Genomic DNA, 12114 nt, shown 5'->3' with positions numbered 1-12114 from the left:
GAGGCATCCTAGGGCGGACCACCGACATTCGCACGGGTGTTCTACGAATCAACCTGGGAGACTCGTCACACCCGCGGGGTTCAGCGGATCGCGCGCCCGTCGACGGCGCCGGACCGGCGCACGCGGGCCTGCAGGTCCAGCGCCCGCAGGAGGTCCTGCTCGTGGGCGTAGGAGCCGTCGACGAGCCGGCGGCGCACGGTGACGACCTCCTGCGCGTACTCGGCCGCCGTGTCGGGCTTCCCGAGGTCGACGTGCACCGCGACGAGGTTGGTCAGCGCGGACGCCAGGCCCGGCAGGTGCACGTCGGGGCTGCGCCCGGCGAGCTCCCGGCGCAGGCGCACGGCCTCCGTCGTCGGCTCCACGCCCTCCTCGGCGCGGCCCGCGTCGAGGAGCGCGGCGCCGAGGTTGAGCAGGGCGTCGGCCAGCGGCGGCTCGAACCGGCCGGGATCCTCCACGGCGAGCTGCCGCAGCAGCCCCACCGCCTCCTGGGTGGGCGCCACGGCGTCGGCGGGCCGGCCGAGCTCGGCGTAGAGCACGCCCAGGTTGGAGAGCGAGTGCGCCAGGTGGTCCTCGCCGGGCTGGCCGTCCTTGGCCAGGGCACGCCGGATCGCGACCGCCTCCCGCTCGAGCGGCAGGGCCTCCTCCGGCTCGCCCGCCCGGGAGTGCGTGACCGCGAGGTTGGACAGGGACGCCGCCAGCATGCGCCGGTACCGCGCCGGGTGCTCCCGGGCGAGCCGGCGGCGCAGCAGCACCGCCTCCCGCTCCAGCGAGATCGCCTCGTCGAGGTCGCCGAGCCGCGAGCGCACCGCGCCGAGCGACGCGAGGCTGTAGGCGAGCGTCCAGGTGTGCGTGGCCGGGTTCTCGCGGACCAGCTCGCGCCGCACGGCGACCGCCTCGCCGAGCGGTTCGACCGCCTCGCGGTCCCGGCCCAGCGCGGCGTACGCGTTGGCCAGGTTCGTCAGCGCGAACCCGAGCTCGTTGCGGTGCCGCTTCGGTGCCTGCCGCACCATCTCGCGGCTGAGCGCCACCGCCTCCCGCGCGAACGGCACGGCCTCCTCCGGGCGGCTCTCGGTGAGCACCACCGACCGGTTGGACAGCGCCGTGGTCAGGAACACCGACCACTGCCGCGGGTCGCGCGCCACCAGGTTCCGCAGGATCGGGAGCTGCTCGGCGAAGGTCGCGTCCTCCTCCTGGGGCGCGCCGGCGTCGTTGAGCACCACGTTCAGGCTGATCAGGACGCGTGCCAGCTCGGCCTCGGCCCAGGCCCGGTCGCGCTCCGGGGCCGCCCGGCACAGCTCGACCGCCTCCTGGTGGGCGGCCAGCGACTCCCGGCTGTGCCCGGCCCGCCAGCGCGCGCTGCCCAGGGCGTTGATCGCCGAGACCAGCGCGGTGCGGTAGCGGTCCGGGTCTCCGGCGGCGATCTTGCGCCAGGCCTCGACCGCCGAGTCCAGCACCTCCAGCGACTCCGTCACCCGCGCCACGTCCCGCAGCGCCGTCCCGAGGTCGACCAGCGCCTCCGCCCGGCCCACGGCGTCCTTCGCCACCGCGACGGCCCGCTCGCCCCGGTACACGTCGTCGACCGAGGCGTCGACGACCGACCGCTGCTTGAGCAGGAACGCGGTCCGCAGCGCGCGCGGGTCGTCGCCGTAGGAGTCGGCGGCCCGGCGCAGGAGCTCGCCCGCCAGCGCGGTCGCCTCCGGCGCCTCGGACAGCTCGACCTCCAGCCGCCGGGCGACCCGCACCACCCGCAGCGCCGCCTTGCGGGACAGCCCCCAGGTGCACGACCCGACCAGCGAGACCGACCGGCCGAGCCGGTCCACGACCAGCAGGTCGCCGAGGCGGTCGGGCCCGGCGGGACTCGGCCCGAGCTCCGCGGTGGCGGCCGGCAGCCCGAGCAGCCAGCGCGCGCCCGCGCGCGCCGGCAGGCCCGGCACCACGCGGCGCAGCACGTCGCGCGCGCCCGCCGTGTCGTCCGCCCCGAGCAGGCAGGCCGCCGCGACGACGTCCTGGACCTCGTCGAGGCTCAGCTCCAGCCCGGCCTCCCGCGCCGACGCGGCCCACGAGACCGCGGCCACGTCCAGGAGCCCGCGCAACGGGTTCGGCTCGTCCGCCGGGACCGGCGCGCCGGCCACGGTGAGGGCGGCGAGCGCCGCGGCCGCGTGCAGGTCGACCACGCGGGTGCCATGGTCGGGCTCGTCGGTCGACAGGTCCCCGAGCTCGGGCGCCGTGACGCCGAGGTGCTCGGCGAACGCGGCGACCGCGGCCTCCAGCACCGCGACGTCCGTCAGGTCGGGGGCGAGCGAGACGTCCAGCGCCGTCTGCGTGGCGTCCCCCGGCCCGAGCTGCGTCCACAGCGTCGAGCCCCAGCGCAGCCGGCGCAGCCACTCCCCCGCGACCCGGGCGAGCATGAGCACCCGGGTGCGGCCGCGGGCGGGGCGGGCCAGGGCGTCGAGCATCGCGCCGAGGCCGCGCCGCGCCGCCGCGTCGTCGACGACGAACAGCACGTCGCCGACGGGGCGGGCGCGGACCGTGGCGGCCTCCTTGCCGCGCGGCACCAGGACGACGGTCCAGCCGGACCCGCCCAGCCGGCCGCCGAGCTCGCTCGCGAGCCGGGTCTTGCCGAAGCCGGCGGGGGCGACGACCAGGCGCAGGCTGATCGGCACGTCCGTCTCCGCCCAGGAGCGGAGCTCGCCGAGCTCCCGCTCACGGCCCAGGAACGGGACCACGGCACGGGCCGGGTCGAGCAGGACCGCCGGCCACCGGACGTCGTCGTGCGGGACGTCCGAGATCGCAGCGGGGAGCGGGCCGCGGCCCACCGCCGTACGGGCGGCCCGGACCGCGGCAGCCAGCCTGGTCGACACGTCCGAGACCACCACGAGGCCCAAGTCAACCGGACGAACGTCCAACACTCAAGAGGTAGCTGACGACTCATTCACCTCGGTAACAAAGCGGGTTCCGACAGATCGGCGCCACTCAGACAATGCGGGCAAAAGTTGCATACCGCCCCCGATCGCGACATCCTTCCCTCGGCCGGGTGAGAATCCGGCCGATCCACGACCGCACGGACGAAAGGCAGGCACGTGAGCCTGAACCTGAACAAGCTCGTCGACAAGGCCTACAAGGACCAGAGCATCGCCGCGATCCTCGCGGCGCCGCCGTCGGCGCTGCTCGGCCTCACGCCGAAGCACGACGAGATGCTCGCCGAGCTCAAGATCAAGACGGTCGCGGACCTGGGCAACTGGCAGCACGCCGTGCACGCCCAGGCGCTCGTGACCCTCGCGGACGCCGAGGTGCCCGCGATCGCCGGCGACAAGTAGACCTGCCGCACCGCCCGCTCAGCACGCCGAGGGCGCCCGTCCACCACACGGTGGGCGGGCGCCCTCGCCGTCCGCCCGGCCGGGTCCCGGGGCGCCGGGTCGCGGGGCGCCAGGTCCCGGGATCAGAGCCCGAACCGCTCCACGTCGCGCATCTTGTTCGTCGCGTCCAGCGCCGCGACCTTGTAGGCCTCCGCGAGCGTCGGGTAGTTGAAGACGGTGTCGACCAGGTGGTCCACGGTGCCGCCCGTGGTCATGATCGCCTGCCCGATGTGGATGATCTCCGTGGCGCCCGTCCCGAACACGTGCACCCCCAGCACCTTGCGGTCCTCGGTGGAGACCAGCAGCTTGAGCATCCCGTAGGAGTCGCCCACGATCTGCCCGCGCGCGAGCTCGCGGTAGCGCGCGACGCCCACCTCGTAGGGCACGCCCGCGGTGGTGAGCTGGTCCTCGGTGTCCCCGCAGTAGGAGATCTCCGGGATCGTGTAGATCCCGATGGGCTGCAGCTCCAGCACGGACGAGACGGGCTCGCCGAACGCGTGGTACGCCGCCAGGCGCCCCTGCTCCTGCGAGGTCGCCGCGAGCGCCGGGAAGCCGATGACGTCGCCGACGGCGTAGATGTGCTCGACGTCGGTGCGGAACTGCTTGTCGACCTGGAGGCGGCCGCGCTTGTCCGCCTCCAGGCCGGCCGCCGCGAGGTCGAGGCCGTCGGTGGACCCCTGGCGGCCGGCGGAGTACAGGACGCAGTCGGCGGGGATCCGCTTGCCGGAGGCCAGGGCGGTGACGGTGCCCTCCGCGCCGGCGGTGACCGACGCGACGGTCTCCCCCAGCCGGAACGTCACCGACAGGTCGCGGAGCTGGAACTTGAGGGCCTCGACCACCTCGGAGTCGCAGAAGTCGAGGATCCGGTCGCGCGCCTCGACGACGGTGACCCGCGTGCCGAGCGCGGCGAAGAGGGAGGCGTACTCGATGCCGATCACGCCGGCGCCGACCACGACCATGGTCCGGGGCACCTGGCTGACGTCGAGGATGCCGTCGGAGTCGACCACGCGGACGCCGTCGAACGCGATGTTGGCGGGCCGGGCGGGCGCGGTGCCGACCGCGATGACCACCTTGTCGGCGGTCAGCCGGCGCACGACGTCGCCCTCGGCGTCGGTCACCTCGATGTCGTGCGGGCCGGTGAACCGGGCGCTGCCCACGACGGTCTCGACGTGGTTGCGGGCGAGCTGGTTGCGCACCACCTCGATCTCCCGCCCGATGACGTGCTGCAGCCGGGCGAGCAGGTCGGGGACGGTGATGTGCTCCTTGAGCCGGTAGCTGGAGCCGTAGACGTCGCGCATCTGCAGGCCGGTCAGGTACAGCACCGCCTCGCGCAGGGTCTTGGACGGGATGGTGCCGGTGTGCAGGCTCACCCCGCCGACCTGGTCGCGCCGTTCCACCACCGCCACGCGCCTGCCGAGCTTGGCGGCGCCGATCGCGGCCTTCTGACCGCCGGGGCCGGAGCCGATCACGACGAGGTCGAAGTGGTTCTCACGTGCGTCCATGCTCCGAGTGTGGCGGCCGACGGCGGCCCGTGACGAGCGTCTTCATCAAGAATTAACCGGCTGCCCCGCGCGGATGGCAGGCTGCGCCCATGAGCATCTTCGCCGTCAGTTACACCTACTCCGACGACGTCGCGACCCGCGACGAGGTCCGCCCCAGCCACCGCGCCTTCCTGCGCGCCCTCAACACGGACGGCGTGGTGCGCGCCTCGGGCCCGGTCGACGGCGGGGTCGGCGCCCTGCTGATCCTCGAGGCGGAGTCGGCCGACGCGGCGCTGGCGATCCTGGACGAGGACCCGTTCGCGCTCCGCGGGCTGGTCGCCGAGCGGGGCGTGCGGCAGTGGGACGTGGTGATCGGTGGCCTCGCCGAGTAGCACCCGCCAATTCACCCTATACCCATCCATACAGAGGTTTTTACTTAATAGTCACGTTTCGAGCATGGCGTGGCGCGCTCCATGGTGCACATGATGCCTGTTCGAACACTGCTGACTAGGTTCGGGGAGGCACTGCATGACCTCTGTCGACGGTACATCGGTGGGATACGACCAGATCGGCCCGCGCATCTGCGTGACGCCGCCCTACTACGCACTCAGCGAGCTGACCAGCCCGGAACCCGGGCTCACCAGCGCACGGGTCCCGGTCCAGTCGCCGACGGGACGGCAGGCCACGCCGGTCAACATCGCGGAGGCCGGCCGGCACCTCGCCATCCTCGGCCTGTGCGCGGCGGCCACGACCAACCCGAGCTCCAGGCGGCACTACTACCTCGCGCACCGCGGCGTCGGCCGGATGTTTCCGGCCACCGGACCCCTGACCGCGCTCACCGGGACGGCGAGCGCGCAGATGACGGGCCGGCACCGTGCCGAGGCCCGGACCGAGCTGCGCGACGCCCACGGCAACCTCGTGGCACAGATGGACGTCGAGTACCTCGTCATGTCCGTGCCCGTCTTCCGCCGCATGATGGGCCCGCCCCGGGCACCCGACGCGGCGGAGCCGGCCAACCCCTACGGCCTGCCCGCCCCGCTCGTCGACGTCGCCACCGACGCCCGGAGCGCAACGGCCAAGCTGGCGGTCGAGGCGTCGATGTGCCGGGGACACTTCGACAGCTATCCGGCGCTGCCCGTGTCCGTGGCCGGCTACGCCGCGTTCGCGCTCTTCGACCACGTGCTGGAGGCGGCCGCCGGCCCCGACTCCCGCTGGCTGCCGGGGCTCTTCCGGCTGCGGGCGGACAACCTGGCCGCGGCCGGCGAGCTCTGCACGGTGGACGTCGAGCCCTCGGCCCCGGCCGAGCCCGCCGTCCACGGCCGGGCGTTCACCGGGACCATCCGGTCCGGGGACCGGGAGATCTTCTCGATCGAGGTCGACTACACGGTGGTCTGACCAGCACCGAGAGCGAACGGCCGGCGGCCGCGCCCCCTCGGGGACGCGGCCGCCGGCCTGCCGTGCTGCTGCCCGGAGTCGCTCAGGCGGTCACTTCGTAGCGTCCTCCGGCTCGGGCGCCGGCTGGGCCGCCTCGATCCGCGCGTCGTGCGCGGACTTGATCAGGCTCGCGACCGTGCCGACCGCGAGGGAGACCACGATCACCGTGAGCGAGAGCCAGATCGGGATCTCGGGCGCCCAGTGGAAACCCTCGCCGCCGTTGATCCAGGACAGCGAGTTGGTGTGCAACGCCTCGAGGATCAGCTTGACGCCGATGAAGCCGAGGACGGCCGAGAGCGCGTAGGGCAGGTACACCAGCCGGTCGAGCAGGCCGCCCAGCAGGAAGTAGAGCTGGCGCAGGCCCATCAGCGCGAACAGGTTGGTGGCGAACACGATGAACGGGTCCTTGGTGATCCCGAAGATCGCCGGGATCGAGTCGACCGCGAACAGCACGTCCGTCGAGCCGATCGCCAGGAAGACGATGATCAGCGGCGTGAACAGACGACGGCCGTCGACCGTGGTGGTCAGCCTGCCCTCGTTGTACTGGTGGTGCAGCGGCAGGACCCTGCGCATCACCCGGATGAGCGCGTTCTCCTTGTAGTCGTCGTGCTCGTCCTCCTTCTCCGGGATCGCCTGCTGGATCGCCGTGTAGATGAGGAACGCGCCGAAGAGGTAGAACAGCCAGGTGAACTGCTCGATCAGGGCGGCACCGGCGAGGATGAACGCGGCACGGAAGATCAGCGCCATGATGATGCCCACCATGAGCACCTTCTGCTGCTGGTCACGCGGCACCGCGAACCGGGCCATGATGATGACGAACACGAAGAGGTTGTCGACGCTCAGGGAGTACTCCATGAGCCAGCCTGCGTAGAACTCCGCCGCCGGGGTCACGCCGCCGACGGCCCAGACGATGACGCCGTAGACCAGGGCGAGGCCCACGTAGAAGCTCACCCAGACGGCGCTCTCCTTCATGGTCGGCACGTGCGGTCGCCGTCCGACGATGAGGAGGTCGGCGACCAGCAGCAGGACCATCGCGCCGAGCGAGATCAGTTCGAAGGTCACGGGCAGTTCGTGGACCATTGTTTCCTTCCGGAACAGGGAGGAACGCGCGATCGCATCGAGCCTCCGGTGAGCACAGCAGGGCACCGGAGGTCTTCCTCGCCCGCCCGTGCACCAGCCTGGCCGAGACCACACACCGGTGCACCACGAGCCGGCCAGGCCGAGCTGGCGTCATCGGCAGCTGTGATGACGACCGGGCCGTTCTGAGGTACTCCCCTCCAACGGAGGGAAAGCATACGGGACGTCAGGTTTGTTCCCGGACGTGATCTGCGGCACGTTCAGACGAGCGTGACCACGAGCTTGCCGCGCGCGTGGCCGTGCCCGGCCACCTGCCGGATCGCGTCCACCGCGCGCTCGAGCGGGTAGGTGGCGCTCACGATGGGCAGCAGCACGCCGTCGGCGACCATCCCGTCCAGCACGGCCAGGTCCTCGCCGCTCGTGGTCGCCGTGACGTTCACGATCCGGTACGGACGCAGCCGCGACAGCAGCGGCGCCACCACCAGCCCGGGCATCGGGCCGAGCAGACCCTCCCGGCTCCCGTCGTTGGCGAGCAGCAGCCCGCCCGGCACGAGCACGCGGCCGAGCGCCCGCAGCGGGTACCGGCCGGCGTTGGTGAAGACGACGTCGAAGCGGGGCTCGCCCGCCGTGACGTCGTCCTGCGTGTAGTCGACGACCTCGGACGCACCCAGCTCGCGCACCATCGCGGCGTTGCGCGGGCCGCACACCCCGGTCACGTGGGCGCCCCAGGCAGCCGCGATCTGCACCGCGAAGTGCCCGATCCCACCGCCCGCGCCCGTGATCGCGATGCGCTGCCCGGCCGTGAGCTCGGCGGCGCGCAGGAACTGCAGGGCCGTGACGGCGGCCATGGGCATCGCCGCCGCCTCGACGTGGGCGAGGTCGACCGGCCGGCGGGAGATGCTGTCGACGTCCGCGAGCGCCAGCTCCGCGAACGTGCCGCCCGTCCCGAAGCCGAACACCTCGTCGCCCGGCGCGAAAGCCGTGACGCCAGGTCCGGCCTCCACCACGACGCCCGAGAGGTCCGCGCCCCGCACCGCGGGCCGCGGCCCGCCCAGACCGCCGAGCGTCGGACGGGCGATCAGCGGCTGCCCGGCGGCGTAGTGCCAGTCGTAGGGGTTGACGCCGGCCGCGTGCACCTGGACCAGCACCTGGCCCTCGCCGGGCACCGGGTCGGGGACGTCGCGCACCGCGAGAGCGTCCCAGCCGTACTTGTCCTGCGTGAGTGCCCGCATCCGGCCCCGCCACTTCTCCCGACGTGCGCTGCCACCCTGCGCGATCAGGGTCCACCGGGCCCCGGGAGCGGGTCAAGGATGAACTCGGCGCCTCACTGCAGGCAGAACTCGTTGCCCTCGGGGTCGCGCAGCACGATCCAGAACTCACCGAGCTCGGTGGCCTCGTTGACGACGCCGGCCCCGAGCGCCGTGACCCGCTCCGCCTCGGCGCGGATCTTCGCGACCCGTTCGTCGCCGGTCAGGCCGGCGGCCACGTCGACGTCGAGGTGCACACGGTTCTTGGCCGTCCTGGGCTCGGGCACCTTCTGGATGAAGATGCGCGGGCCCACGCCGTCCGGATCGCTGACGGCGTTCTTGTCGTTCCACCGCTCCTCGGGCAGGCCCCAGGCGGTCAGGGCCTCCTCCCACGAGCCGAAGCCCGCGGGAGGCGCGTCGCGCACGTAGCCGAGTACCTCGCACCAGAAGTCGCCGAGCGCGCGGGGGTCGGCCGCGTCGAAGGTCACCTGGAACGTCAGGGCCATGGCGCTGCACTCCGTCCGAGTCGTGGGTCCGAGTCGTGGGTCCGTGTCGTCCTTGCTGTGCCGTCCGCCTTGCCGTCCTTGCCGTGCCGCCTGCCTGTCCCGCTCGCGGCCCGCGACGGCCTCAGGCCGTCGCCGCCTGCATCTGCCGCAGCTCCTTCTTGAGCCCCGAGATCTCGTCGCGCAGGCGCGCGGCGACCTCGAACTGCAGCTCCGCGGCCGCGGCGTGCATCTGGTCGGCGAGCTCCTGGATGAGTTCGGCCAGCTCGCTCGCGGCGGCACCCGCCAGCCGGTTGCCCGACGTCGCGGCCTCCTTGGGCGTGCCCGGCACGGGGGCCCGGCCCTCGCCCTTCGACTTGCGGCTGTTGCGGTACCCGCCGGCCAGCAGCTCGGCGGTGTCGAGGTCCTCGCGCGCGAGCATGTCCGTGACGTCGGCGATCTTCTTGCGCAGCGGCTGCGGGTCCAGGCCGCGCTCGGTGTTGTAGGCGATCTGCTTCTCGCGGCGCCGGTTCGTCTCGTCGAGGGCCATCTGCATGGCCGGCGTGATCTTGTCCGCGTACATGTGCACCTGACCCGACACGTTACGTGCCGCGCGGCCGATCGTCTGGATCAGCGACCGCCCGGACCGCAGGAAGCCCTCCTTGTCGGCGTCGAGGATCGCGACCAGCGACACCTCGGGCAGGTCGAGGCCCTCGCGCAGCAGGTTGATGCCCACGAGCACGTCGTACTCGCCGAGCCGCAGCTCGCGCAGCAGCTCGACGCGGCGCAGCGTGTCCACGTCGGAGTGCAGGTAGCGCACCCGGACGTTGCGCTCCAGGAAGTAGTCCGTGAGGTCCTCGGCCATCTTCTTCGTCAGCGTGGTCACCAGGACGCGCTCGTTGCGGTCCACCCGGTCGCGGATCTCGCCCAGCAGGTCGTCGATCTGGCCGGTCGTCGGCTTGACGACCACCTCGGGGTCGATCAGCCCGGTGGGGCGGATGACCTGCTCGACGACACCGTCGGACAGCGAGCGCTCGTAGTCGCCGGGCGTGGCCGAGAGGTACACGGTCTGCCCGATGCGCTCGGTGAACTCCTCCCACTTCAGGGGGCGGTTGTCCATCGCGCTCGGCAGGCGGAAGCCGTGGTCGACGAGCGCGCGCTTGCGGGACGCGTCGCCCTCGAACATCGCCCCGATCTGCGGCACCGTCTGGTGCGACTCGTCGATGACGAGCAGGAAGTCCTCGGGGAAGTAGTCGAGCAGCGTGTTGGGTGCGGTGCCCGGCTCGCGGCCGTCGATGTGCATCGAGTAGTTCTCGATGCCGGCGCAGGTGCCGATCGAGCGCATCATCTCGATGTCGTAGGTGGTGCGCATGCGCAGCCGCTGCGCCTCCAGCAGCTTGCCCTGCTTCTCCAGCTCGGCGAGCCGCTCCTCGAGCTCCTTCTCGATGCCGCCGATGGCGCGCTCCATGCGCTCCGGGCCCGCGACGTAGTGCGTGGCCGGGAACACGTAGATCGACTCCTCGTTGCGCACCACGTCGCCCGTGAGCGGGTGCAGCGTCTGGATCGACTCGATCTCGTCGCCGAACATCTCGATCCGGATCGCGAGCTCCTCGTACACCGGGATGATCTCCACGGTGTCGCCGCGCACCCGGAACGTGCCGCGCGTGAACGACATGTCGTTGCGCGTGTACTGCATGGTGACGAACTGGCGCAGCAGGTCGTCGCGGTCCACGACGTCCCCGACGTCGAGCCGGACCATGCGGTCCACGTACTCCTGCGGGGTGCCCAGGCCGTAGATGCAGGACACCGAGGCCACCACGACGACGTCCCGTCGGGTCAGCAGCGACGAGGTGGCCGAGTGCCGCAGGCGCTCCACCTCGTCGTTGATCGACGAGTCCTTCTCGATGTAGGTGTCCGTCTGCGCGATGTACGCCTCGGGCTGGTAGTAGTCGTAGTACGAGACGAAGTACTCGACCGCGTTGTTGGGCAGCAGCTCGCGGAACTCCGTGGCGAGCTGCGCGGCGAGCGTCTTGTTGGGCGCCATGACCAGGGTGGGCCGCTGGAGCTTCTCGACGAGCCAGGCCGTGGTCGCGGACTTGCCCGTACCCGTGGCGCCGAGCAGCACCACGTCCTTCTCGCCCGCCTGGACACGTTCGGTCAGCTCGGCGATGGCCGTCGGCTGGTCGCCGGCGGGCTGGTACTCGGAGATGACCTCGAACGGGGCCACCGTGCGCTGCAGATCGGTCACGGGTCGCATGCCACTACCGTACGGCGGACCACTGACACTCCGGTGCGCGGGGCCCGTCCGGGCCCCGTCAGTGCCCGCTCAGTGCCCGCTCAGTGCAGCGTCCCCGCCGCCACGGCCGGCTCCGTGACCTCGCCGCGGGCCGCCGCGAGCGCCGTGCGCACCACGATCTCCAGGGCCCGGGCGAGCTCGCCGACCGGGAGGTGCGCCTCGCCGCCGTCCACGAGGGCGGACGCCGACGCCTCCGCGCCGACCTCCTCCGTGGTGCGCGGCACGTGGACGAAGCCCGAGAGCACGCCGGGCCGCCCGGCCAGCGCGTGCTGGAGGGCGTAGAAGGTGGCGTTGCAGACGTACGTGCCGGCGCTGTACGTGACGCCGGCGGGGATGCCCGCCGCCCGGACGGCGTCGGCCGCCGCCTTGACGGGGAGCGTGGCGAACCGGGCGGCGGGGCCGCCCTCGACCACCGGGGCGTCGACGGGCTGGGCGCCGCCGTTGTCGGGGATGCGCGCGTCCATCAGGTTGATCGCCACCCGCTCGACCCGCACCTGGGTGACGCCGGCGGCCAGGCCCACGGCCACGACGACGTCGGGCACGTGCTCGTCCAGCAGGCTCAGCAGCGGGCCGTCCGCGCCGCGGACCTGGTCGAACTCGACCGGAAGGACGGCGGTGACCAGCTCCTCGGGTCCCGCCCAGCGCTCCGCGAGCGCCGCGACCGCCTCGGCGGAGGCGTTGACCGCGTCACCGCCGAACGGCTCGAACCCCGTGACCAGAACCTTCATCGTGGCTGCTCCT

10 protein-coding genes are annotated in these 12114 nt (G+C 72.6%); 3 read left to right on the top strand and 7 right to left on the bottom strand.

Annotated elements, in window-relative coordinates; genetic code table 11:
* Nucleotides 1-80: 80 nt before the first annotated feature.
* Entirely contained in the window at nt 81-2861 is a 2781-nt protein-coding gene (locus AB0I29_RS03820; RefSeq protein WP_357478261.1) for a tetratricopeptide repeat protein, read from the bottom strand.
* Between the two features lie 219 nt (nt 2862-3080).
* Here AB0I29_RS03820 and AB0I29_RS03815 point away from each other — a divergent pair, with 219 nt between their 5' ends.
* Nucleotides 3081-3317, top strand: a complete 237-nt coding sequence (locus AB0I29_RS03815) for a hypothetical protein (protein WP_020014780.1) — start codon at nt 3081-3083, stop codon at nt 3315-3317.
* A 122-nt stretch (nt 3318-3439) separates the two neighbouring features.
* Here AB0I29_RS03815 and sthA read toward each other — a convergent pair whose 3' ends face one another.
* Nucleotides 3440-4858, bottom strand: coding sequence for a Si-specific NAD(P)(+) transhydrogenase (sthA, locus tag AB0I29_RS03810; RefSeq protein ID WP_285102322.1), 1419 nt, complete (start codon nt 4856-4858; stop codon nt 3440-3442).
* Between the two features lie 89 nt (nt 4859-4947).
* Between sthA and AB0I29_RS03805 the strand changes: the two genes are divergently transcribed.
* Both AB0I29_RS03805 and AB0I29_RS03800 read left to right on the top strand, forming a co-directional pair.
* On the top strand, nt 4948-5229 hold the full coding sequence (locus AB0I29_RS03805; RefSeq protein WP_357478257.1) for a YciI family protein: 282 nt from the start codon (nt 4948-4950) through the stop codon (nt 5227-5229).
* A 136-nt stretch (nt 5230-5365) separates the two neighbouring features.
* Nucleotides 5366-6232, top strand: a complete 867-nt coding sequence (locus AB0I29_RS03800; RefSeq protein ID WP_357478254.1) for a hypothetical protein — start codon at nt 5366-5368, stop codon at nt 6230-6232.
* 90 nt (nt 6233-6322) lie between these two features.
* Here AB0I29_RS03800 and AB0I29_RS03795 read toward each other — a convergent pair whose 3' ends face one another.
* The 5 genes from AB0I29_RS03795 to AB0I29_RS03775 form a co-directional block, all read right to left on the bottom strand.
* Entirely contained in the window at nt 6323-7351 is a 1029-nt protein-coding gene (locus AB0I29_RS03795; protein ID WP_285102325.1) for a TerC family protein, read from the bottom strand.
* Between the two features lie 257 nt (nt 7352-7608).
* Complete coding sequence (locus AB0I29_RS03790) at nt 7609-8580, bottom strand: NAD(P)-dependent alcohol dehydrogenase (protein WP_357478251.1); 972 nt, start codon at nt 8578-8580, stop codon at nt 7609-7611.
* A 92-nt stretch (nt 8581-8672) separates the two neighbouring features.
* On the bottom strand, nt 8673-9101 hold the full coding sequence (locus tag AB0I29_RS03785) for a VOC family protein (protein WP_285102327.1): 429 nt from the start codon (nt 9099-9101) through the stop codon (nt 8673-8675).
* Between the two features lie 121 nt (nt 9102-9222).
* On the bottom strand, nt 9223-11334 hold the full coding sequence (gene uvrB / locus AB0I29_RS03780) for an excinuclease ABC subunit UvrB (protein ID WP_357478248.1): 2112 nt from the start codon (nt 11332-11334) through the stop codon (nt 9223-9225).
* 80 nt (nt 11335-11414) lie between these two features.
* A complete protein-coding gene (locus AB0I29_RS03775; protein WP_357478245.1) occupies nt 11415-12101 on the bottom strand; it encodes a pyroglutamyl-peptidase I in 687 nt (228 codons plus the stop codon).
* Nucleotides 12102-12114: the final 13 nt, after the last annotated feature.

Origin of the sequence: Promicromonospora sp. NPDC050262 (assembly GCF_040655935.1) — a bacterium.
GTDB lineage: Bacteria > Actinomycetota > Actinomycetes > Actinomycetales > Cellulomonadaceae > Promicromonospora.
Note: the sequence above shows the minus strand (reverse complement) of the source record. Positions and strands in the feature narration are given on the sequence as shown.